Below are 22,000 nucleotides of genomic sequence, written 5' to 3'. Positions count from 1 at the left end.
GCAACCATGTCACTTCACAAGTCAAGAAACCCGAAGACCCGCCGCGAAGCGCTGCGTAAGATTGGTAACGGCTTCGGCATGATGGCCTTTGCCGGCATGTTGAATAACTCTCTTGCTCAGGCCGGTGCGCTCAACGCCCCCGACGGCAGTGTCGTTGGCTACAAGCTCGATCACCCCCAGAAGGTCAAGCGCGTGATCTTCCTCTTCATGAATGGTGGCTTGTCCACCATCGATAGCTTTGATCCCAAGCCCGCTCTCGACAAGTGGGACGGCAAGGCGCCTCCCGGAGGCGAGATCAAGACCGAACGCAAAACTGGCGAACTGATGAAGTCGCCCTTCGCGTTCAAGAAGTACGGACAATCCGGGATGGACGTCAGCGAACTCTGGCCCCATCTCGGCGAAGTCGCCGACGATATCTGCTGGGTTCGTTCTGTCTATACCGAGATCCCGAACCACGAGCCTTCCTGCCTTATGATGAACACCGGCGCCAACCAGGCCGGTCGTCCCTCGCTCGGCGCCTGGATGACTTACGGCCTCGGCACGGAGAATCAGAACCTTCCCGGCTATGTCGTGCTCTGTCCCGACATGCCCACCACCGTGGGCCCGCCGCTCTGGTCCAACGGCTTCCTGCCCGCCATCAATCAGGGCACCTTCATCTCCGACAAGATCCAGACCAATCCGAATGCGCCTCCCGAAGAGGAAGCGCCCGCCGCTGCCATGCCCGAGAAGGACAAGGACGGCAAGGAGATCAAGAAGGAAAAGAAGATCGTGATCGAGAAAGCCTTCGATCCCAAAAAGCTCATCAGTTACGTCAACAATCCCAAGTTTGAACTCACTGAACAGCGCCGCGAGCTCGACCTTCTCTCGAAGATGGAAGCGATCAAGACGCAGCGCGACGGCGCTGATGCCCAGGTCGAAGGCGTCCTCAAGTCGATGGAAGTTGCCTACCGCATGCAAACCGAAGCGCCCGAAGTCTTCGACATCCGCAAGGAGTCCGAGGCGACGCAAAAGCTATACGGGGAAGGCTCTACGGCACGCGGTTGTCTCACTGCCGTGCGTCTCGCCGAAAAGGGCGTCCGCATGACGCAGGTCTATTATGCCAAGGGCGATCCCTGGGACGCTCATGGCGACATCATGGCCCACAAAACCAATGCCAAGAATTCCGATCAGGCCTTTGCCGCCGTGATCAAGGATCTCAAGGGCCGCGGGCTTTGGAAAGATTCTCTCGTGATCTGCGGTTCCGAGTTTGGCCGCACTCCCGTCCGCGAAGTCGGCGGCGGTGGCGGCAACGTCAAGCGTGGCCGTGATCACAATCCATTCGGCTTCACAATGTGGCTATCGGGTGGCGCCGTCAAAGGCGGCACCATCTATGGCGCAACAGACGAATTTGGCTTCAAGGCAGTTGAGAAGCCGGTCCATGTCCATGACATCCATGCTACTGTTCTGCATCTCATGGGCATTGACCACACCAAACTCACTTACCGGTACAGCGGTCGCGATTTCCGCTTGACCGACGTGAGTGGGGAAGTCCTCCACGACATCATCGCCTAGTCCGCGATCCTGTCTATTCTCTTAGTCTCGCCTTTCTCTTACCCCTCCGTCCGGGGCCCGAACCACGTGTTTCTCGGGAGACCGTTCCATTTTTTAATACAAATGCTCAGGGGTTAGTGTCGAATGAACAGAATTATATTCTCTCTCTTACTTATTCTCGCAAGTAGCTTCTCGCTACTTGCTCAATCCAGCTCTCTGTCGGGGACAATTACCGACTCCCAAGGAGCGGCCATACCCGATGCAGTTGTGTCGATTGTCAATCTGGAAACATCGCTGTCTCGCCGTGGTGTTTCCGATGCCTCTGGCGCCTATTCCTTCCTGCAGGTTCCTCCCGGCACCTACAAGGTAGAGGCCCAGAAGCCCGGTTTCAAGACGGTCATCGAGCAGGTCCGGCTCCAGGTCAACACTCCCGCGACCCACATCCTCAAGCTCGAAGTGGGGCAGATTTCCGACTCGATTAACGTCGTCGCTGAAACTCCCGCCGTCAATACCACCAACGCCTCCGTGGGCAACCCCTTCACCGAGTTCCAGATCCGCCAGTTGCCGCTCATCACGCGCAACGTCGTCGATCTGTTGAGCCTCCAGCCCGGCGTTACGCCTACGGGCGAAGTAGCTGGCGCCAAGCGCGATCAGAACAACGTGACCCTCGACGGCGTCGACGTCAACGACGCGCAGGGTGGCGCTCCGGCCAGCACCAACGCAGGTTTCAATGCCGTACTCCCGGTGCCTCTTGATTCCGTTCAGGAATTCCGCACCACCGTCGCCGGTATGACCGCCGACCAGGGCCGCTCCTCCGGTGGCCAGGTCTCCCTCATCACCAAGTCCGGCTCCAATAACTTCCACGGTTCGGTCTACGAATACCACCGTAATAAGTCCACCGCCGCCAACCTCTGGTTCAACAATCGCTCCGGTACTCCTCGCGAAAACCTGATCCGCAATCAGTACGGCGCCTCCCTCGGTGGTCCCATCATCAAGAACCGTGTCTTCTTCTTCGCCAACTGGGAAGATCGCAAAGACTCCACCGCACAGGCCGTCAGCCGCATCGTTCCGACTGAAAGCTTCAAACAAGGTATCGTCAAGTTCCGCTTGAGCAATGGTGAAATCGGTCAGATCTCTGGTGCCCAACTCGCCGCGGTCGATCCCAAGGGCATCGGCGCCAACCAGGCCATGCTCGATATCTTCAAAAAGTATCCGGTTGGCAACGATCCGCTCGCCTCGGCCGATCGTGGTCTTAACTTCTCGATGTTCCGCTTCAACGCGCCGAAGAAGCTCGACTACCGCACCTATGTCATGAAGAACGATTTCAATATCGACAAGGGCGGCCGCCACACGCTCAGCCTCCGTGGCACTCTTGCCGATAATGCGGAAGACAGCGTCCTTGCCGCCTTCCCTGGCCAGCAGTCGCAGTCCAAGCTGGTCGACCAGTCCAAAGGAATCTCGGCTCGCTACACGACCGTGCTCACCCCTACACTGATCAACACCTTCAACTACGGCTACACCCGTTTGAAGACTGTCACCACTGGTTCGAGCAGCCCTTCGCTCTCCTTCTACTTCAATGCGCTCGAAGGCACCTTCCCGCGCGCCCTCGTCCGCAAGTCTCCTGTCCACAACTTCGTCGACGATCTCACCTGGAACAAGGGCAAGCACACCATTCAGACGGGCGTGAACATTCGCATCAGCTCGAATGACCGCTCCAGCTTCTCCACCTCCTACCAGTCCTTCTCCTTCAACCGCAATACGCTGCTCGGCTTGGGCTCTGACATTACCGATTCGATCAATGCCTACGTCAGCCCGCAGTACAGCGGCGCCAGACTCAGCGAAACTACCGTGGTTCAGAATGCTATGGGCGCCATGTTCGGCCTCGTCAACTCCTACAGCGGCACCTATAATTTCGGTCGCGACGGCAAGGCCATCCCCTTCGGCCAAGCCGTGCAACGTGTCTTCAATACCAATGAATACGAAGCCTATGTGCAAGATACCTGGAAGGCACGGCGTGATCTCACAGTAACCTTCGGTCTCCGCTACGGCATCTACGCGAACCCCTATGAAGCCAACGGTGTGCAGGTGAATCCCACCGCTCCTCTCGACCAGTACTTTGCCAATCGCGCCGGCGGTCAGGCACTGGGCGTCCCGAGCTACGCCAATCCGCTCGCTTCTCTCACTTATGCGCTGTCTGGCCCGGTCAATGGCAAGGACGGCTACTATCGCACCGACAAGAACAACTTCGCTCCCCGTCTTGGCTTCGCCTGGGCTCCGGAGGGCGACAATCTCGCCACGAAGATCCTCGGTAAGGGGAGTGTCCTGCGCGCGAGCGCCGGCATCATCTACGATCGCTACGGCAACCAGATGGCCGTCAACTTCGCCAACAGCGGTTCTCCCGGTCTGGCGACGCAGATGACCCAGTTGGCCAACACCAACTTCACCACCTCCGTCCGCTACAACGGCTCGGCCAGCAGCCTGCCCACCTTGGCCGCTCCCAGCACTGGTGGCGTTCCTTTCACGCCTCCTACCATCGTGGGTGGCTTCACCTCCTTCACGGGAGTGAGCCCAAATCTCGTTGCTCCTTATTCGATTCCGCTCAACCTGTCCTACACGCGTCCGCTGAAGAGCAACCTGATTGTCGAAGTCGGCTACATCGGTCGTCTTTCTCGAAAGGGCCTCCTGCGCCAGGACTACTCGCAGCCCCTCACCAACTACAAGGACCAGAAGTCCGGTCAAACCTGGACCCAGGCCAGCGGCGTCCTCTACGACATGTACCTCAAGGGCATCACGCCTGCACAGGTCAAAGCAAACCCCTCCATCGTCGGAACCGTTCCCTTCATTGAGAACATGTTCGCCAAGGCCAAGGACTACACCTTCGCCGGCAGCGCCACGGCCAACTACTTCAACTCCGTATACGGCACCTACAGTGGCAGCGATCTGGATGCCCTCAACGACATGGATCGTCTCCGCCAGAAGGACGGCACTTGCATTTCGGCCCCTGGTTGCAACACCTTCTTCGCCAATCAGGCGGCTGGCATGACCGTCTGGACCAACGCCTCGAACGCCAGCTACCACGCGGGCAACCTCACCATCCGCCGCCCTCTCGACCATGGCTGGGGCTTTGACTTCAACTACACCCTGTCCCACGCCTTTGACTACGCCTCCGGTAACGAAGGCAACATCGGCGACGCTACCAGCGGTGCTGGTGGCAGCATCATCCAGGATGCCTTCAACCCCAAGGGCTCCTATGGCGTCGCTGCCTTCGACATCCGCCACAACCTCACGATGAACACCGTCGTCGAGCTTCCGTTCGGCAAGGGCAAGACCTTCCTGAACACCTCCAACCCCTGGCTCGATCAGGTCGTAGGCGGCTGGCAGATCTCTCTGCTGGGCCGGATGCGCTCCGGCTTGCCGCAGGACGTCACCAACGGCGGGATCTATCCGACCAACTACCTGAACTCTGCCCTTGCCGTCAAGCGGCCGGGGGTGGCTCAGGCCTCGCAGGGTGTCACCTACAACCAGAACGGCATCCCGGCAATGTTTGCCAACACCACCACCGCGATGGCTGGCTTCATGGGCCAGTATCCCGGTACCAGCGGCGAGCGCGGTCTGGTCCGTGGCGCCGGTAGCACCACCTTCGACATCGCGGCTGGTAAGCGCTTCAAGCTGCCTTTCGAAGGCCACTCGCTCCAGTTCCGCGCCGAAGCTTTCAATGCCTTCAACAACGTGAACTTCACGACGATGACTTTGAACCTCCAGGTGCCCTCCACCTTCGGTCAGTTCAGCGCGACGTCGGAACCCCGCGTCATGCAGTTCGCTCTCCGCTACGAGTTCTAATCCAAACAAAACTCACCTCAAAACCCCAGGGACCAACCGGTTCCTGGGGTTTGACTTTTTAAGCAAGCATAGCTACCATACCCATAGCAAGACTATGCCTAAAGCTGAGATGCCTTCGGGCGCCCTCCTCCTCCTGATCCTGCGTGTCCTCCAGTCCGGTCCCCTCCACGGTTATGCGATCGCCCAGCGCATTCATCTGCTCTCTTCCGAAATCCTCTCCGTTGAAGAAGGCTCGCTCTATCCCGCCTTGCAGAAGCTCTTGCTGAAAGGTTGGGCGAGTGCAGACTGGGGCATCTCCGACACCAACCGCAAAGTCCGTTTCTATGAATTGACGGCCGCCGGGCGCAAGCAACTCGAAAGCGAAGTCTCCGATTACAACCGCGTCAGCGAAGCGATCCAGGCGGTACTGAAAAATGCGTGAACTCTTCCGCCGACTCGAGTACCTCTTCCACCGCCGCCAGCGGGAAGAAGATCTTGCCGCCGAAATGGAATACCACCGCGAACTCGCCGGTCGGGCGAACTTCGGCAACACCCTGCTCCTGCGCGAAGAGTCTCGCGACGCCTGGGGCTGGACGATCATCGACCGTACCCTCCAGGACCTCCGCTACGCCGCCCGTGTCCTCCGCCGCTCCCCCGGCTTCACCCTCGCCGCCATCCTGATGTTGGCCATTGGCATCGGAGTCAACGTCGCCACCTTCGGTTTCTTCAACCTGCTGGCCCTCAAGCCCCTTCCCATCGACCACCCCGAAAACCTGCTCCGTTTCAAGCGCCGCGGTATCGAAAACTACGCCTACAGCCTCCCCTATCCCGAAGCCGCATTCTTTGCGAAAAACGCCCGCACCCTTTCTGGCGTCCTCACCCTCAACAGCACCAAGGTCTCCCTCGAGATGGCACAGAAGCAGGTCTTCGCTCACTTCGTCTCGAGCAATTTCTTCGATAGCCTCGGCGCTCACGCGCTGCTCGGCCGGGCCTTCCACCCCTCTGACGGAAACTCCCCCGTCGCTGTCCTCAGTCACAGTTTCTGGCAGACCCAATACGCGGCAGACCCTTCTCTGATCGGCAAAACCATCCGCATCAACGGTCAGCAAGCGACGGTGCTCGGCATCCTCGCCAGCGACTTCAGTGGCCTCAGCTTCGACCGTCCCGCCTTCTGGATTCCCATCGAGCAACACCCCATCTTCGTTGCCGGTAGCGATCTCCTCACCGACTTCTCCTTCACCGGTGCAGGTGTCCGCATGTGGGGCCGCCTCCAGCCGGGCATTCCTGCCAAGGCCGCCGAAGACGAACTCAGTGCCCTTGCTGCCGAATTGCGCCAACAGCATCCCAAAGAAATCTGGGACCAGGAACGCCTCCTCTCCATCCCCGGCGGTTATGCGAAAAGTCTCCTCATCGGCAACCGCCGTGGCACCGGCACTGAGGATGCTGACAAAGTTCTGCCAATGATCGGCCTCATCGGCGCGCTCGGACTGCTGATCCTCGCCGTTGCGTGCAGCAATCTGGGCAGCCTCATGCTCGCTCGTGGCGTCGCGCGGGAACGCGAGATGTCGATCCGCGCCGCCGTCGGGGCAGGAAAGTCGCGCCTCATCCGCCAGCTCTTTACAGAAAGCCTGCTGCTCGCCTTCCTCGGCTCCATCGCCGGTCTCTTCCTGGGTTATGGGACGCTCCGCAGCGTCTTGCTCCTGTCGGAATCCCCCGCCTGGCTCGACCCCATGCCCAACTGGCCGGTCTACCTCTTCTCCATCGGGATCGGCGTCCTCGCCTCCATCGTTTTCGGGCTTGCCCCGGCCTTCCAGGTCATCCGCCAGAAGCACCGTTCCACCTGGATGCGCCAGACTCTCGTCACTGCCCAAGTGGCCGCCAGTTGCATTCTGCTGATTGTCGCCAGTCTGCTCGTGCGCGCCTTGAACCACGCGCTCACCAGCGATCCCGGCTTCAATTACGAGCAGGTCATTGCGATCGATTCGAGCCTCGCCGCTCACGGCTTCACCCCAGCCCAGGCGCAGGCCTATCTCGATAAACTGCGAGGCCGGCTCGCTTCACTGAGCGGTGTTGCCTCCATTGGCATGACGGTCTCTCTTCCGCTCGGCGGCAGTGGCTCTGTCGTCAGTGCCGACATCGATGGCCGCCACCTCGACATGCACCTCAGTCAGGTCGACGCCACGTTCCACGACACCATGAAGATCCCCATTCTTCGTGGCCGTGGTCTCGATCCAAACGATCCCTATGGCATCGTCATCAGCGATGCTCTGGCTCGCAAAATGACGGCGACCGAGGACCCGATCGGCCGCGAATTCCTCCCCGGCGATGGCCCCAAGCGCATCATCCGTGGCATCGCGGGCAATGCTCACCTGACAGCGCTCAAAGATCCCGATGCTGTTGAAGTCTACTTCCTCGCCGGTGCTTCCGAACAGCCCGCGCTGAAGATCGTCGTCCGTACTCTGGGTCCCGCAGACACCATGGCGCAGTCGGTGGGCACGATCGCCCGCTCGATCGACTCCGGCATCATCCCGGACATCCAACTCCTCAAGGCCTCCTTCTACCGCAAGCTCGAGAGCACCGAAAACAGCGCGCTCGTCGTCACTATCTTCGGCTCTGCCGCCCATTTCCTTGCCTGCTTTGGTCTTGCCGGGGTCATCGCCTACGTCGTCTCGCAGCGCACTCGGGAACTCGGTCTGCGCATGGCGCTCGGCGCCAGGCCGAATGAGATCCTCTCGGCGGTCCTGGTCCAGTTCTGGGTCCCGGTTCTGGCGGGCCTCATCCTCGGCCTGGCTGGTGCGGTGGGTGTCTCCAATCTGCTCCGCCGCGAGCTCTACGGCATCAGCAATCTCGACCCTCAGGCCTATCTCGGAGCCATCGCAATCTTTGCGATCACTGTTTCCCTCGCCGCGCTCATCCCGGCCCGTCGTGCTCTGAAGATCGACCCCATGACTGCCCTCAAGTCCGACTGAATTTCCGCCGATACAAGCGATAGATGTCCTCTCCCGCTGCCGGCAAATTCCAGGACCATTACAAGCTGCTCGCCATCGATCCCAAGGCCGACCAAGCCGCGATTGATCTCGCTTATTCCCGGTTGATGGCCTGCCAGCCCAATGCGGAAGAGATTGAAGCGCTGAAACTCGCGCTCGAAGTCCTCAGCGACCCTGCCGCGCGCAAGATCTTCGACGCCGTGCGCGGCGGTGGCAACGAAGATGACCGCGAGATCAATTTCAGCGGTCTCGACTTCTTCGACAATCTAAAGGGCGAGCGCGCCCGCCGGGCTACTCTGCTCTGCGTGCTCTACGATGTCCGGCGTCTCAATCCGCGCGTCCCGCTCATCACCATGCGCCAGTTGGAGCAGGTGGTGCGTCTGACGGAAGAAGAGATCCAGATGGCGCTCTGGTATCTGAAGACTCTCGGCTGGGTTGTGGTTGACGACAAGAGCAAGATGCAGATCACCGCGCAAGGCGTCGACTTCCTTGAGCAGAACACTCCCGACCCGGGCGAAATCTGGCCTTACCTGAAAATGGCGCCACCAGAGAAACAGGAGAAAGCCGCGGTGGCTGTGGCGGCAGAGATTACTCCCCTGCCACTCCCCCCGCCGCCTCCAGCTCCCATTCCAACGCCGGCTCCCAGTCCTATGCCCGCCCCCGAGCCGCCTATTGTCCAGCCTGAGCCTCCCAAGCTCAAGCCCATCGCGATGCTCCGCCGCGCACAAGTTTCGGTCACCTGAGCCGCAGGCTGTTCGCCATGACGCTGACGCTGCTCATCGCCATGGCGGCGGCTGCAAACACAGGATTCAGCAAGCCCAGCGCGGCCACTGGAATTCCGACCACGTTATAAAGAAACGCCCAAAACAGGTTCTGGCGCATCACGCGCATGGTGCGTCGCGACAATTCGATCGCATCGGCGACGGAATTCAAGTCGCCACGCAGCAGTGCAACGTCTCCGGCCTCGATGGCCAGATCGGCGCCTCGCGCCATCGCGATTCCCACATCTGCTTTCTCCAGTGCTGGCGCATCGTTCAATCCATCTCCCACCATCGCCACTCGCGCTCCCCCCGATTGGAGCCGCGCCACCAGATCCAGCTTCCCGGCTGGCAACACTCCTGCCACCACCTCGCCAATCCCAACCTGATCGGCCACCTGGCGGGCGGCGGCTTCCCGATCCCCGCTCAGCATCACCACTCGCAGGCCCATTGTGCGCATCCGCGCCACGGCGGCAGCAGAACTCTCCTTCACCGCATCGGCCAGCACAATCCTCCCCGCCTCCACCCCGTCTACAAAGACGCGCACTTCTCCTGCTTCTTCCCCGCTCGTAATCTCCACACGATGGCCCTCAACCAGGCCCCGAACCCCCACTCCTGGCAACGCCAGAAACTCGGTCGCGGGCAGCAAGGCAATCCCCTGCGTCTTCGCCTCGGCAACAATTGCCATGGCCAGTGGATGTTCGCTTCTCGCCTCGACGCTCGCCGCCAATTGCAACACCTCGCCTGTGACACTTACCACCTGCGGCGTGCCCTTGGTGATCGTTCCGGTCTTATCCAGAACCACCACGCTCACTTCGCCCAGTCGTTCGAGTGCATCGCCGCCTTTGATCAGAATCCCCATCCGGGCCGCTTTGCCTGTCGCCGCCAGGATCGCCGTCGGCACCGCCAAGCCCATCGCACAAGGGCAACTGATCACCAGCACTGCTACGGCCACCACTACCGCATGAGCGACATCCCCTTGCCACCACACCCAGGCCAAGGCGCTCAGCAAGGCAATCACCACCACTACCGGCACAAACACCGCGCTCACCCGGTCGGCAAGCGCCTGCACCGGAGCCTTCTCTCCTTGGGCCTCCCGCAGTACCCGCACAATCTGACCCAGCAGACTCTCGCCCCCGGTGACGCTCACCCGCACCACCAGAGACCCGTATCCGTTCGTTGTCCCCCCAAAAACTTGGCCACCCACAAGCTTGTCCACCGGCAAGCCCTCGCCGGTCAGCATGCTCTCATCGACGCTGCTCGCGCCCTCCACCACTTCGCCATCGGCCGCAATCCGGTCTCCGGGCCTCACCAGCAAAAGGTCGCCTTTGCGCAATTCTTCCGCCGCAACCGAAATCTCCACCCCATTGCGCCGCACCAAGGCCTGTTTCGGTTGCAAGTCCAACAACTGCCGCAACGCGAGTGATGTCTGCCGCTTGGCCCGCTCTTCCAGCATCTTGCCCACCAGCACCAGCGCCAGAATCAGCACTACCGCTTCAAAATAGACTTGCGGCATCATCCCGCGTGCATGAAACCAATGGGGCCAAAAGGCGGCAAAGCTGGATAACAAAAAGGCGGCGCCTGTTCCCAGCGCCACTAGAACATTCATATCGGCGCGCCCACTGCGGACGGCGGCCCAGGCTTTTACGTAGAAGGGACGTCCCGCCACCCCCATCACGGCGACGGCTAACGCCATCTGGGTCCACACCCACCACCGTGCCTCATGCCCCACAAAAGGCATGGCCAGCATCATCACCACTCCAACCGCCAAACTACCCCAAACGGTCGCAAAGTGCTGTGGCTGCTCTTCCGCTTCTTTTCCTACACCAACCCGCGCCTCATAGCCGGTTTTGCTCACCACCTGAGCCAACCGGTCCGCACTCACTTGCGCCGGATCAAATTCGACAGTCGCCTGATTCAGCAGCAGATTGACACTCGCGCGAGCCACCCCAGGCTGTGCCGCGAGGGTTTTCTCCACAAAATTCTGGCATGCCGCACAGGTCATGCCCTCAATCTCAAGCTGCGCCTTCGCCGCCATTAGCGGACAACCGTGAATCCACCGCTTTCAACTGCACTCACCAGAGCAGATACGGGAGCATCTCCGCTGACGACAGCCTTGCCCACCTCGACATGCTCCACCTTGACCCCATCTACACCCGACAAAAGGGCTGTGACACGCCGCACGCAAGCTCCACAATGCATTCCGTCGATCTTCAATTCGGTCTTTTCCATACCTATAGGATGCCCTGCGAGAGAAAACGATCGCCCGATCTATTCATACTCATACCAATCGGAATGGGCCGACCAGGCCTGGCAGCTATGGCACTGCGTCGTCGGCCACTGGTGGATACAACTCGGACAAACGCCGCCCGTGTCGAAAGTATGCCATTCGTAGCCGCAACTACAGGTCCATAGATCGCTGGCTGTCGGTTGCCATTCGCATTTCGGGCAACGAATTTTCGGACCTCGGATTCCCGTCGTCTCCGCAACTTCCGTCTCGACGACCGTCACTGGTTTTACGTTCATAACATTTACACCCTGGTCCTTTATAAAACTTTACAAACTTATCCTCACGGACCACCGCTGGCCCGCGTCTCACCGGAAAGTCTCTATGCGGTATCTCGCCTTCTTTAATATTCTCCTCATCTCCCTGACGGCTCAGGTCATCGTTCCCAGCGCCAAATACAAGACCAGCCCCTACCTCGGTTCCAGTTCTCGCGGCGATGGCGGACTCGCTCGAGAGGCGCTTCTCAATGCGCCCTCTGGTATAGCAGAAGACGTAAACGGCAATGTCTACGTTTCGGAGGCGAATGCCTCGGTCATCCGGCGCATCCGTCCCAATGGCATCATCGAACGTTTTGCCGGCACTGGGGATCGGGCAGACGGACGCAGCGGCCACGACGCGCTCAAAACCGACATCGGCTCTCCCACCTCACTGCTCCTGGACGGCGACGGCGGGCTCATCTTCTTTGACAATGCCTACTGCCGCATCCGCAAGGTCACCGTCGACGGCAAAATCGCCGACCTCGCCGGTTCCGGTGCCTGCGCTGGCAACACGGGCGGCGGTGGCTTCGGCGGTCTCGGCAACAATGCCGACAAAGACGGCAGATCCTATGAAACCAGCCTCGGCACCGTCGGCGCGATGGTCTATGACAGCTCCGGCCGCCTCACCTGGACAGAAACCAGCCTGCACATCCTCCGTCGGCTGACCTCCGACAATAAGGTCGAAACCATTGCTGGCCTCCGCCAGTCCAGCTATTCCGGCGACAGCGGCCTCGCGACGCAGGCCACCCTCTCCAGTCCTATCGGTCTTGCCGCCGACGGCGAAGGCTATCTCTACATCGGCGACAGTGGCAACTGCCGTGTTCGCCGCATCGATCCCACCGGCTACATTGACACCTACATCGGCACCGCTGCCTGCGCCACTTCCGGCTCCACCTACAACGGAAGCGCCAAGACTCCCATCGAGCGCCCCAGCTCAGTGATCTACGACCGCAACTCGAAATCGATCATGATCGCGCTGCCCCGCGCCTACCGCGTCCTGCGCTACAACATCAACGAGAACCGCCTCGTCCCAATCATCGGCAACGGCAAGGCAGGCAACGCGGAGCCGGTGAATCCCCTCGACTTCCCGGTCAACGACGCAAGCGTCCTCTTCCAATCCCCCACCCAGGGCCTGCTCGTCGCCTCGCCCTCTGCTTATCACGTCTACCGTCTCCAGGGCATCCAGATGAGCGTCTTTGCCGGCACCTGGCCCCAGCCGGACAACTACCCTGCCGATAAGCCGCTCTTGCTGCTCCAGCCGCGCGGCATCCTCCGCGCCCACGATGGCTCGCTGCTGGTTCTCGACACCGGCGCCAATCGTCTCCTCCGCCAGAACACCGATGGCACCCTCACCGCACTGGCAGGCACGGCCTTCCCGGCTGGTTTCGCCAAAGGCGACGGTGGCCCGGCGCTCGAGGCCACTCTCGACAACCCCGTCCGCATCGCCGAGCGCGGCAACGGAGAAATCTACATTGCCGAAGCCACCAAGATCCGCGTACTCACCCCGGCTGGCATCCTCAAAACCGCCCGGGCGAATCTCAACAGCCCCAGCGGCCTGCTCTTTGATTCGAGCGATCGTCTCATCTATTCGGAAGCCGGCAGCCACCGCGTCATGCGCTTAAACCTCTCCACCGGCGTCGCCACCGTGCTCGCAGGTGGCAAGGGCGCAGGCTTCAGCGGCGACGGTGCCGCCGCCACCGCGGCGCAGCTCAACAACCCCGGTGATCTCGCTTACGATTCCCAAGGCAACATCCTGATTGCCGATCGTGGCAACCGCCGCATCCGCAAGCTGCTCACCAACGGCAACATCACCACCGTCGTTGGCAACGGACTTCCCTTTAGCTACGCCGACATCACGGGCGATTCCTCGAAGCAAACCGGCTTCGCTCCCATGGAAGGGCTCGCGGTTGATTCTGGCGATAACATCTACATCTCCGAATCCCGCCGCCTCACCCGGATCTCCTCCGATGGAATCCTCACCATCCTCACCGGCTACCGTTCGCAGGCAGACGACGAAACCGTCACCTTCCTGAACGAGCCTCTCTTTGATGCCGATTGCCTCCTCTGGAACCCAGACGGTACTTTGCTCTACGCGGTCCGCAGCGAAGGGCAAATCAAACTGCTCAGCCGGATTCAATAAGCAATCCATGGCGCCGCTTCGATACTCCGAAGCGGCGCTTTTTTATTGCTGGCGAGAATCCTCTGGATCAACTCACACTCAATCCGTGTCGTTCCTTTTGCCAAGGAGGAATGCGCTCCAGCAGAGGGCACTCTCGCTTCCGCAACGAACTGCCAGGCTCTGGTGGAACTGTCGGTGGCAGCCTATACCCGGACGACTTGCGGAGTAAATTCCCCGAAGCTACCAGCGGGGCGAGGGAGCCTGGAAAAGCTGGCACAAAGTTTCGGGAGAGCCGCATGGGTCGAGAAGTGAACCCGGCCGGGGAGGCCAGCGCGGTCCTGCGAGCAAACTGACGCCGGAGATCCGCCATCCGATGGGCCGGTGGATGGGCGAACAGTCTGACTGAACGCTGGTCAAATCCAACGGCGCTGTGGAAGCAAGCGTGGCGCGGCTGGGAGTGGTGCTGCAAGAGATGGAGCCGTCGGGCTACCTTCGAAGGTCAATCCGGCGGCTCCAATGGAGGGAACGAGTCCGCCTAGTCGACCCGGAGAAGCTGATCTTTCTGGACGAAAGTGGCGTGGCTACGGACGCTTTGCGCGATCCGCAGCTCTGGGTGGGTGGCCTTGATGACGATCGAAGCGGCCACCGCCGGAGAGATCTTCCTGTCGTATGCAACCCGGAGATGGAGTGGTGATGGACAATCGGAGTGCTCACAAGGTGGACGGTGTGTGCGGCAAGGCCCGTTCCTTGTTCTCTCTGGAACAGAGCCTGTCTGAGACTCGCGAACTGGGAACCGTCCTGGGAGGGCTGGGAAGCTGGTGAGGAAGATCCAGATTCCTTCGTAGTCGCAGATATGGGGAACCCGTTGGAATCGGGTCGAAGCGTTACCCTGGCCGGTGAATCCAGTGCCCCCGGCTAAATTGTTTGCGATGCTTCTAGTCAGGCTTGGCTGGTGTATCTATCTTGCGCTCGAGCGAAGGAGGCCTCTTCGCTGGCGCAGACTGGCAAATACGGCACCCCGCCGCCTCATCCCCACAATCCTCCCCACCCGGTTGACGAAATCCCAATCCGCTGACATAGTCTAACTATGCAAGAGAGCCTCACCCGCGACGAGATCCCTCCCGGCACCCTCTACATGCTGATCCTCAAAATGCTCGCCCGTCACGGCGAACTGCATGGTTTTGAGATTGCGAATCACATCGAGCAAGTCTCGGAAGAAATCCTCCGCGTCGAAGAAGGCTCTCTCTATCCCGCCCTCCAGCGCATGCTCGTCAAAGGCTGGGTCACTGCCCAATGGGGCGTCACTGCAGGCAACCGCCGCGCCCGCTACTACAAACTGACCGAGGACGGCCGCCAGCGTCTCGACGCCGAACTCAGCCAATACCAGCGCGTGAGCGGCGCCATCCAAAAAATCCTGCAACTGGCCTAACAAGGAGCAACCCATGAACTGGCTCACCGAAATCTGGCGCCGCATCACCAAACAGCCTCTCGAAGACGATCTCGCCGAAGAGATGCGCCTCCACATCGACTTGCGCACCGAGCAGCACATGGCCAACGGCGAATCCCCCGAGCAAGCCCGTGCCCACGCCCGGCAGCGCTTCGGCAACACCACTCTCGTTCAGGAATCGAGCCGCGGCGCCTTCACCTCCACCTTCGTCGATACCCTCAGCCAGGACATCCGCTACGGCATCCGCGCGCTCGCCGCAAACCCCAGCTTCACCTGGACCGCCATCCTCACCCTCGCCCTCGGCATTGGCGCCAACACCGCCATCTTCAGCCTCGTCGATACCGTTCTCTTCCGCTCGCTCCCCCTTGAGGATCCGCAGGCACTCGTGCAGGTCCAAACCAGCGAAGCCGACGATGAACTGAATCTTCCCTTCTGGCAGAACCTCCGTGCCGACCAGCAAGTCTTCTCGCGTATGCTCGCCTACGCCCCAGACCGTTTCGATCTCTCAAGCACCAGCGACACCCGCCTCGTCCAGGGCATGTGGGTGAGTGGCGGCGCTTTTGAAGCACTGGGCGTTCCCATGTACATCGGCCGTGGCATTGAAGCCGCTGACGATCGATGGGGCAAACCGCCGGTCGCCGTCATCAGCTACGCCTTCTGGCAAAGCCAGTTCCTCGGTTCCCCCGACGTGCTCGGCAAGACGGTCAACCTGAACCGGCAGCCGGCGGCCATCGTCGGCGTCACGCCGCCCTGGTTCACTGGGCTCGATATCGATCACCAGTATCAGGTCGCGATTCCGATCGGCGCCGTCTCTGTCTTCGATCCTTCCCGCAAGCCGGAAGACGAAGTTTTCCGCTGGTGGCTCCGCATCCTCGGTCGTCTCGCTCCCGGGGTTAGCATGGCGCAAGCCAAAGACCAACTGGCCACCATCGCCCCCGAAGTCTTTCGCCTCAGCCGTCCGAATCAAACCGCTGAAGACCTCGCCCATGCGAAGTTCCTCCTCAAGCCCGCTGCGCTGGGCTTCTCGCCCACCCGCACCCGCTACAGGACCGCGCTCTACGTGCTCATGGCCACCGTTGCTCTGTTGCTCCTCATCGCCTGCGCAAACATTGCGAATCTTCTGCTCGCCCGCTCCAGCGCCCGGCAGCGGGAGCTGTCTGTTCGCATGGCGATCGGTGCCGGGCGCTTCCGCATCGTGCGCCAACTGATGACCGAGAGTCTAATCCTCGCCTCTGCCGGCACTGCGCTCGGCTTCTTCTTCGCCATCTGGGGCAGCCGGGGACTCGTCCGCTTGATCTCAACGGCGGGCAACCCGCTCGAACTGAATGTCACTCCGGACGCCCGCCTGCTGGGCTTTGCCGCCCTGCTGAGCCTGGCGACGGCGCTCCTCTTCGGTCTCGCGCCCGCGCTCCGTTCCACGCGCTTCTCGGTCAGCCGTGTCCTCAAAGAAAATGAGAAAGGCGCCATCCGTGGTGCGTCGCGCTTTGATCTCCGCAAAGCTCTCCTCGCGTTTCAACTCGCCCTGTCGCTCATCCTGCTCATCGGCACCGGGCTCTTCTTGTCCACCTTCCGCAATCTGCTCGCGGTCGACACCGGCTTCCTCCCGCAGAACGTCGTGCTCGTCAGCGCAAAGTTCCGCGATAATTCAATTGCGCCGCTGCGCCGGGGTCGCGTCATCGCAGACATTCTCGATCGTCTCCGATCCGAACCGGGAGTCCGTTCCGCCGCCACCTCGCTGCTCGCGCCCATCGGTCCCGCGGGCTGGCTCGAGGCGACAGAGCCCGAAGGCTATGTCCCCAAAAGCCGCCGCGACAGCGCCATTTTCTTCAACCGTCTGTCGCCGGGTTACTTCGAAACGCTCCGCACGCCCATCCTCCACGGCCGCGATTTCAACGATCGCGACACCCTGGCCTCGAACCTTGTCATCATCCTGAATGAGACGGCGGCCCGCAAGTTCTTCCCCAACGCAAACCCGCTCGGCAAAACCATCAGCATCCGCAAAGTGCCCTACCAGGTCATCGGTGTCGCTCGCGATAGCAAATACAATCGCATCGATGAAGCGCCGCGTCCTGTCGGCTACCTGACTGCGGCGCAAGACGCGGCGCCGTCCGCTTCGGCCCACTTTCACATCCGTACCGACCGGGATCTCAACGCACAAATCCCCGCACTCCGTGCCGCAATTGTTGCGGCAGCGCCCGATCTCGCGCTCGAGTTCCACAGCTTCGAGAGTCGCGTGAGCGAATCCCTCACGCAGCCGCGCGCCGTCGCGCAACTCTCGATGTTCTTCGGCGCCATCGCTCTGCTGCTATCGATCATCGGAGTCTTTGGCCTCACCTCCTACGCGGTCACCCAGCGCAAGGCGGAGCTTGGCATCCGCACGGCGCTCGGTGCCCGCCAATCGGCCCTTGTTTGGCTGGTCCTCAAAGACACCGCGCTGCTGCTGGTCTTCGGCCTCATCGTCGGCGTGCTGGGCTCGCTCGCCCTCTCCCGCTATGTGAAGACGCTGCTCTTCAACGTCACCCCGGACGATCCCCAAACCTACGCGCTCACGGCGTTGTTGCTGGCCGTCGTCGCGGCGCTTGCGGCTTTCATCCCCGCCCGCCGCGCCGCGCGTCTCGATCCGATGTCCGCGCTGCGCGAAGAATAGTTACTTCTTCCGGCTCGCTTCATAGCAGGCGATATACTGCTGGGCCGTCATCCGCCGGATGGCCTCGCCGGCAATTCCCAGATCGAGATCCGCCAGCTTCTTGAAGCGAAGGCAACACTTACCCCGATCAAGTTTCTTCTTGCCCGATTTCGCCCACTCACGCTCAAACCATTCCGGGTCTTCTCCCAGGTACAACGACATGAGATACAAGGACATATAGTTCTTCTGCGAAGCAAGATTGGCAAAGGGCAGCGGCTGCGACGGATTGCAATGATAGCCCGCCGGATACAAGCGATGCGGCACCCAATAACCGATCATCCCGTAAGACATGCCCTCTTCAAAAGCAGGATCGATATTTTCGAGAATCAAATCCCGCACCGCCGAGATCGCCTCGCGCCGCTCGGGCGTTAAGGACTCCAGATACTCCGCAACTGTCTTCGCCGTGCTGGTCATCTTCGTGGTCTCCCCTCCTCCTCACAATCGTCGCAAACACGCAGCAATCGATCGAGGGCCTGGCGATACTGTTCTTGCAGCCCTGGATCGCCGTGCGCCGAGGCAAGAGACAGGCCGCTGCCATGGGCATGGTCAACCAGAATGTCGCGCCACAAGTGGGGCTCGGTCGTGATCTCTGCCAGCAGTGCAGTCAGGCGTTCGGTGATCTGGCGAGTCACCCCGGCAAAGGCTTCAGGCGTGGCAAAGATGGCCAGCGTCAGTTGTGAGTGACGGCTGACGGCCTCGTAATAGCGAATCAGAATCGCCCGAACTTCTGCCCGAGGGTCTACGAGCCCACCCCTATCCTCCAGCACCTCGGCATGGACCCGATCCGATAGGGCTCGCAGTAGCCCGGCGCGGTCTTTGACATGGTGGTAAAGACTCATCGGGGTGACACCCAGCCGAATGGCAAGAGCGCGCATCGTCAACCCTTGTCCGCCGCCTTCATCTAACAGAGTCAGCGCCGCAGTCAGGATGTCGTCACGAGTTACACCATTCCCGTGGGTCGGACGTCCACGCGGTCGGCTCATGCGGCCAGTCGATAGGTGGATTGCACCAGCCCCGAAGGAAAGCGACAGCTAGATACCAGTTTCAAATCAATGTCCTGTGTGAGCGCACCGAACAGCGGCCTTCCCGACCCGATCAACACCGGAACGGTGGTGATCACCATGTCGGCAATCAGCCCATCGCGCAGGAAGGACTGCACGAGTTGCCCTCCATCGACATAAACCCGCCGCACCTTCTGCCCTGCCAGTTTCTTCATCGTCTCCTTGGGTGTACTGTTGGAGAACTGAACCTTGCCCTCAAGCGCCTCGGGCACCGGTCCATCGGCCAGTTGTTCGGACAGCACCAGCACTGGCAACAGATAGGGCCATGTGTCGAAGGTCAGAACCTTCTCATAGCTCCCCCGACCCATCACGATCATGTCTATGTCGGCAATGAAGGCGGCATAGCCATGGTCCTCCGTCGGATCATCGCGCTGCAAAAGCCAGTCGATGTCGCCATCGAGGCGGGCGATGAATCCATCCAAACTGATGGCGATGAAAACGTGTGCGGTGATCATTGGGCGTTTTTATTTATACCTTGTATATTTTACTTAAAGATGGATCGAACACAAGGCACGGCTGCGCTACAGCGATCCCGCCCCAGGCTTCCACTATCCTGGAAGGACCGTGAGTATCCTTCTTCCTCACCACGCCGCGCAAGTGGGCGCACTCGCTGTCCAACGCTTGCTGCCAGTCCGCGGGCGGCGGCTAATTGGCCCCTGGTGTTTCTTCGATCGCTACGGCCCGCTCAGCTTTGCAGAAGGCAAACCAATGGATGTTGCCCCGCATCCCCACATCGGACTCCAAACCGTCACCTGGCTGCACTCCGGAGAAGTCCTCCACAACGACAGCCTCGGCAGCGAATGCCTCATTCGCCCTGGCCAACTCAGCCTCATGACGGCAGGGCGGGGAATCGCTCACACCGAACAAACGCCGCGCAAGAACTCCGGACAACTCGAAGGCATTCAGTTCTGGGTCGCACTCCCGCAAGCGGCGCGCGATCTCGCCCCGCACTACCAATGCATCGAGCAGCAACCCCGTCTCGAAGTCCCGGGCGGTACTCTCACGCACATCCTCGGTGGCCCATCTCAAGGAACGCTCTACAGTCCGGCCACCGGCATCGATCTCCGCATCCATCCCCATTCCGAGATCGAACTCCCGCTCGAGGCGGCCTTTGAGTACGGTCTCCTCCTGGTTCACGGGGACGCGAGCTTCAAGGACGGCCCCCTCACAGAAGGCAGTCTCTATTACCTCGAACCCGGCAGCACCCAACTCAGCCTCGCCACCATCGGAGGCGCGAAGCTGATCCTCATCGGTGGCGCCCCCTTCGGCGAACGCATCGTCATGTGGTGGAACTTCGTCGCCCGCACTTCTGAAGAGATTGAAGCCGCAAAAAAAGCCTGGGACTTGCGCGAACGCTTCGGCGAAGTTCCAGGCTATGATGGGCCGCGTCTGTCAGCCCCAGATCTGCTCGGGCGAGTGCTCCCCCGCGATTAGGGAAGCCGTCCCATCTTCCCGGCGCGGAAGTCCTCCATCGCCTGCACCAGTTCCTCGCGAGTATTCATCACAAAGGGACCATAACTCGCCACGGGCTCATCAATGGGTTCCCCACTCAGAATCAACAACGTACTCTCTGCCTGAGCCGCAATCGTGACGCTGTCTCCCTGCGGACTCAGCAGCGCAATCTGCGCCTCGCCTTGCAGCACCTTGCCATTCACAGTGACCTCGCCGCGAAGCAACACGACACTGCTGTTATGGCCCACAGGCAGAGGGACTGTGGCCGTGCTTCCCGAGAGTAGCTTCATGTCAAACACATTGATCGGAGTAAAGGTAGTCGCCGCGCCTTTGGTGCCGAGTAGCTCTCCCGCGATCACCCGCGCGCTCGCGCCATCGCCCAATGCGACAACCGGAATCTTCGCATTCAAAATCTCCTGATACTTCGGAGGCGACATCTTCCAGGCCTTCGGCAGATTCACCCAAAGCTGCACCATCTCAAAGGTGCCACCGGCTTCGGTAAACGCCTGGCCATGTTTCTCTTCATGCACCACACCGGAGGCCGCGGTCATCCACTGCACATCTCCGGGATGAATGGTCCCCTTGTTTCCGCCGGAATCCCGATGATCGACGGAACCCTGATAAGCAATAGTGACAGTCTCAAAGCCGCGATGTGGATGTTCCTCGACGCCGCGCGCTTTGTTTGACGGAGGAAAAGTTGCTGGCCCCGCATAGTCCAGCATCAAAAACGGATTGATCGCATCTCCCACACCAGAAGAAGGAATCAGATTCCGCACCGGAAACCCATCGCCAACCCAATGATTCGAGCCAGCGCCATAGACGCCCAACACTTTCTTGCTCATAAAACTTTAGATGCGATCTCTCCCAAATCGATGCACAGCCTCGCAATCGCACGCAAGTCACAGTATTTTTGTACGTGTGACGTCAACCGTCCATATTGGTACTGGAAGACGATGATCGGAGCTTATCGTGATAAAACCACGGAGCGTTTTGCCACAGGTGAGATGGTTCGATCATGGGAGACATTTCGGCAACAGGCGGAGAAGCGATTGCGAATCCTCGATGCCGCAACCTCTCTCGGCGACCTTGCGGCGCTCAACTCCAACCGACTGGAAGCCTTGAGTGGAGACCGCAACGGAGAGCACTCGATTCGCATCCATGACAAGTGGTGGATTTGCTTCGAGTGGCCCAAGGGCGAACTAGGGCCACTCAACGTTGAAATTGTGGACTATCACTAAATGAAAGATCGCGCCCCTCGTGGGCGCTGGGATTGAGAACGTATGACACGGAACCCGATTCATCCCGGAGAGATTCTCGCCGATGAACTGGAATCACTCGCCATGTCCGCGAAAAAATTAGCTGACCTGATCGAAGTTCCGCCCAATCGGCTCTACCAGATCGTCGCGGGCAAGCGAAATCTTACGGCCGACACTGCCCTTCGCCTCGCGCAGTATTTTGGCACCTCACCCAACTTTTGGATGAACCTCCAATCTGCCTATGAGCTCGACTTGGCCCGCCAGCAACTTGGCAAGACGATCCAGCGACTCCCCCGGCGAGTTGAGGTTCCCCCTTCACACCCGGTATCCCGACATTGAGG

The 22,000-nt window shown here is 60.4% G+C and carries 20 protein-coding genes; 13 read left to right on the top strand and 7 right to left on the bottom strand.

The genetic code is table 11. The features are described from left to right. Positions 1-6 precede the first annotated feature (6 nt). From M017_RS0101020 to M017_RS26100, 5 genes are all read left to right on the top strand, one after another. The gene (locus M017_RS0101020) at positions 7-1,551 is read left to right on the top strand and encodes a DUF1501 domain-containing protein (protein ID WP_031495089.1); all 1,545 of its coding nucleotides are present in this window, start codon (positions 7-9) and stop codon (positions 1,549-1,551) included. A gap of 123 nt (positions 1,552-1,674) precedes the next feature. Beyond that, positions 1,675-5,370 carry a TonB-dependent receptor gene (locus tag M017_RS0101015; RefSeq protein WP_080507433.1) on the top strand — a complete coding sequence of 1,232 codons (3,696 nt, stop codon included), beginning with the start codon at positions 1,675-1,677 and terminating at the stop codon, positions 5,368-5,370. 94 nt (positions 5,371-5,464) lie between these two features. Next, positions 5,465-5,791: a PadR family transcriptional regulator gene (locus tag M017_RS0101010; protein ID WP_031495085.1), complete on the top strand. Its 327-nt coding sequence runs from the start codon at positions 5,465-5,467 to the stop codon at positions 5,789-5,791. Continuing rightward, positions 5,784-8,318 (top strand): ABC transporter permease, encoded by a 2,535-nt coding sequence (locus M017_RS0101005; protein ID WP_031495083.1) that lies wholly within the window; start codon positions 5,784-5,786, stop codon positions 8,316-8,318. The genes M017_RS0101010 and M017_RS0101005 overlap by 8 nt, the downstream gene beginning before the upstream one ends. A 23-nt stretch (positions 8,319-8,341) precedes the next feature. After that, a complete protein-coding gene (locus tag M017_RS26100; RefSeq protein ID WP_035957570.1) occupies positions 8,342-9,079 on the top strand; it encodes a J domain-containing protein in 738 nt (245 codons plus the stop codon). Here the strand turns inward: M017_RS26100 and M017_RS0100995 are convergent. Genes M017_RS0100995 through M017_RS28435 form a run of 3 tightly spaced genes read right to left on the bottom strand, consistent with a single transcriptional unit; the run spans position 9,072 to position 11,620 of the window. Next, the gene (locus M017_RS0100995; RefSeq protein WP_051669399.1) at positions 9,072-11,132 is read right to left on the bottom strand and encodes a heavy metal translocating P-type ATPase; all 2,061 of its coding nucleotides are present in this window, start codon (positions 11,130-11,132) and stop codon (positions 9,072-9,074) included. The genes M017_RS26100 and M017_RS0100995 overlap by 8 nt on opposite strands. After that, complete coding sequence (locus M017_RS0100990) at positions 11,132-11,326, bottom strand: heavy-metal-associated domain-containing protein (protein ID WP_031495080.1); 195 nt, start codon at positions 11,324-11,326, stop codon at positions 11,132-11,134. Before M017_RS0100990 ends, M017_RS0100995 begins: the two co-directional genes overlap by 1 nt. 39 nt (positions 11,327-11,365) lie before the next feature. Next, positions 11,366-11,620, bottom strand: a complete 255-nt coding sequence (locus M017_RS28435; RefSeq protein WP_202901593.1) for a hypothetical protein — start codon at positions 11,618-11,620, stop codon at positions 11,366-11,368. Between the two features lie 85 nt (positions 11,621-11,705). Here M017_RS28435 and M017_RS0100985 point away from each other — a divergent pair, with 85 nt between their 5' ends. The 5 genes from M017_RS0100985 to M017_RS0100965 all read left to right on the top strand — a co-directional run bounded on the left by M017_RS0100985 (position 11,706) and on the right by M017_RS0100965 (position 17,851). Further along, on the top strand, positions 11,706-13,778 hold the full coding sequence (locus M017_RS0100985; protein ID WP_031495079.1) for an NHL domain-containing protein: 2,073 nt from the start codon (positions 11,706-11,708) through the stop codon (positions 13,776-13,778). A 421-nt stretch (positions 13,779-14,199) separates the two neighbouring features. Continuing rightward, positions 14,200-14,451 (top strand): hypothetical protein, encoded by a 252-nt coding sequence (locus tag M017_RS0100980; protein WP_031495078.1) that lies wholly within the window; start codon positions 14,200-14,202, stop codon positions 14,449-14,451. Continuing rightward, positions 14,451-14,579 carry a hypothetical protein gene (locus tag M017_RS30375; protein WP_272945382.1) on the top strand — a complete coding sequence of 43 codons (129 nt, stop codon included), beginning with the start codon at positions 14,451-14,453 and terminating at the stop codon, positions 14,577-14,579. Before M017_RS0100980 ends, M017_RS30375 begins: the two co-directional genes overlap by 1 nt. A 265-nt stretch (positions 14,580-14,844) precedes the next feature. Next, positions 14,845-15,186 carry a PadR family transcriptional regulator gene (locus M017_RS0100970; RefSeq protein ID WP_031495076.1) on the top strand — a complete coding sequence of 114 codons (342 nt, stop codon included), beginning with the start codon at positions 14,845-14,847 and terminating at the stop codon, positions 15,184-15,186. 13 nt (positions 15,187-15,199) lie between these two features. Further along, complete coding sequence (locus M017_RS0100965) at positions 15,200-17,851, top strand: ABC transporter permease (RefSeq protein WP_051669398.1); 2,652 nt, start codon at positions 15,200-15,202, stop codon at positions 17,849-17,851. Here the strand turns inward: M017_RS0100965 and M017_RS0100960 are convergent, their stop codons facing one another. From M017_RS0100960 to M017_RS0100950, 3 genes are read right to left on the bottom strand one after another with little or no spacing between them, the layout of a single operon-like run. Beyond that, positions 17,852-18,304 (bottom strand): DUF1801 domain-containing protein, encoded by a 453-nt coding sequence (locus tag M017_RS0100960; protein WP_031495073.1) that lies wholly within the window; start codon positions 18,302-18,304, stop codon positions 17,852-17,854. It lies immediately after the preceding gene. Continuing rightward, complete coding sequence (locus M017_RS0100955; protein WP_031495071.1) at positions 18,301-18,873, bottom strand: TetR/AcrR family transcriptional regulator; 573 nt, start codon at positions 18,871-18,873, stop codon at positions 18,301-18,303. Before M017_RS0100955 ends, M017_RS0100960 begins: the two co-directional genes overlap by 4 nt. Then, complete coding sequence (locus M017_RS0100950; protein ID WP_031495069.1) at positions 18,870-19,406, bottom strand: dihydrofolate reductase family protein; 537 nt, start codon at positions 19,404-19,406, stop codon at positions 18,870-18,872. Before M017_RS0100950 ends, M017_RS0100955 begins: the two co-directional genes overlap by 4 nt. Before the next feature lie 109 nt (positions 19,407-19,515). Between M017_RS0100950 and M017_RS0100945 the strand changes: the two genes are divergently transcribed. Next, positions 19,516-20,385, top strand: coding sequence for a pirin family protein (locus M017_RS0100945; RefSeq protein ID WP_051669397.1), 870 nt, complete (start codon positions 19,516-19,518; stop codon positions 20,383-20,385). On the opposite strand, the gene M017_RS0100940 is transcribed toward M017_RS0100945, so the two are convergent. Further along, complete coding sequence (locus M017_RS0100940; protein WP_031495065.1) at positions 20,382-21,245, bottom strand: pirin family protein; 864 nt, start codon at positions 21,243-21,245, stop codon at positions 20,382-20,384. The two genes, M017_RS0100945 and M017_RS0100940, sit on opposite strands and share 4 nt — an antisense overlap. Between M017_RS0100940 and M017_RS30480 the strand changes: the two genes are divergently transcribed. After that, complete coding sequence (locus M017_RS30480; protein ID WP_337588904.1) at positions 21,201-21,641, top strand: type II toxin-antitoxin system RelE/ParE family toxin; 441 nt, start codon at positions 21,201-21,203, stop codon at positions 21,639-21,641. The two genes, M017_RS0100940 and M017_RS30480, sit on opposite strands and share 45 nt — an antisense overlap. A 42-nt stretch (positions 21,642-21,683) precedes the next feature. After that, positions 21,684-21,998 (top strand): HigA family addiction module antitoxin, encoded by a 315-nt coding sequence (locus M017_RS0100930; protein WP_031495062.1) that lies wholly within the window; start codon positions 21,684-21,686, stop codon positions 21,996-21,998. Positions 21,999-22,000 lie beyond the last annotated feature (2 nt).

This window comes from Bryobacter aggregatus MPL3 (assembly GCF_000702445.1).
GTDB lineage: Bacteria > Acidobacteriota > Terriglobia > Bryobacterales > Bryobacteraceae > Bryobacter > Bryobacter aggregatus.
This window is presented reverse-complemented; position numbering and strand designations above follow the sequence as displayed.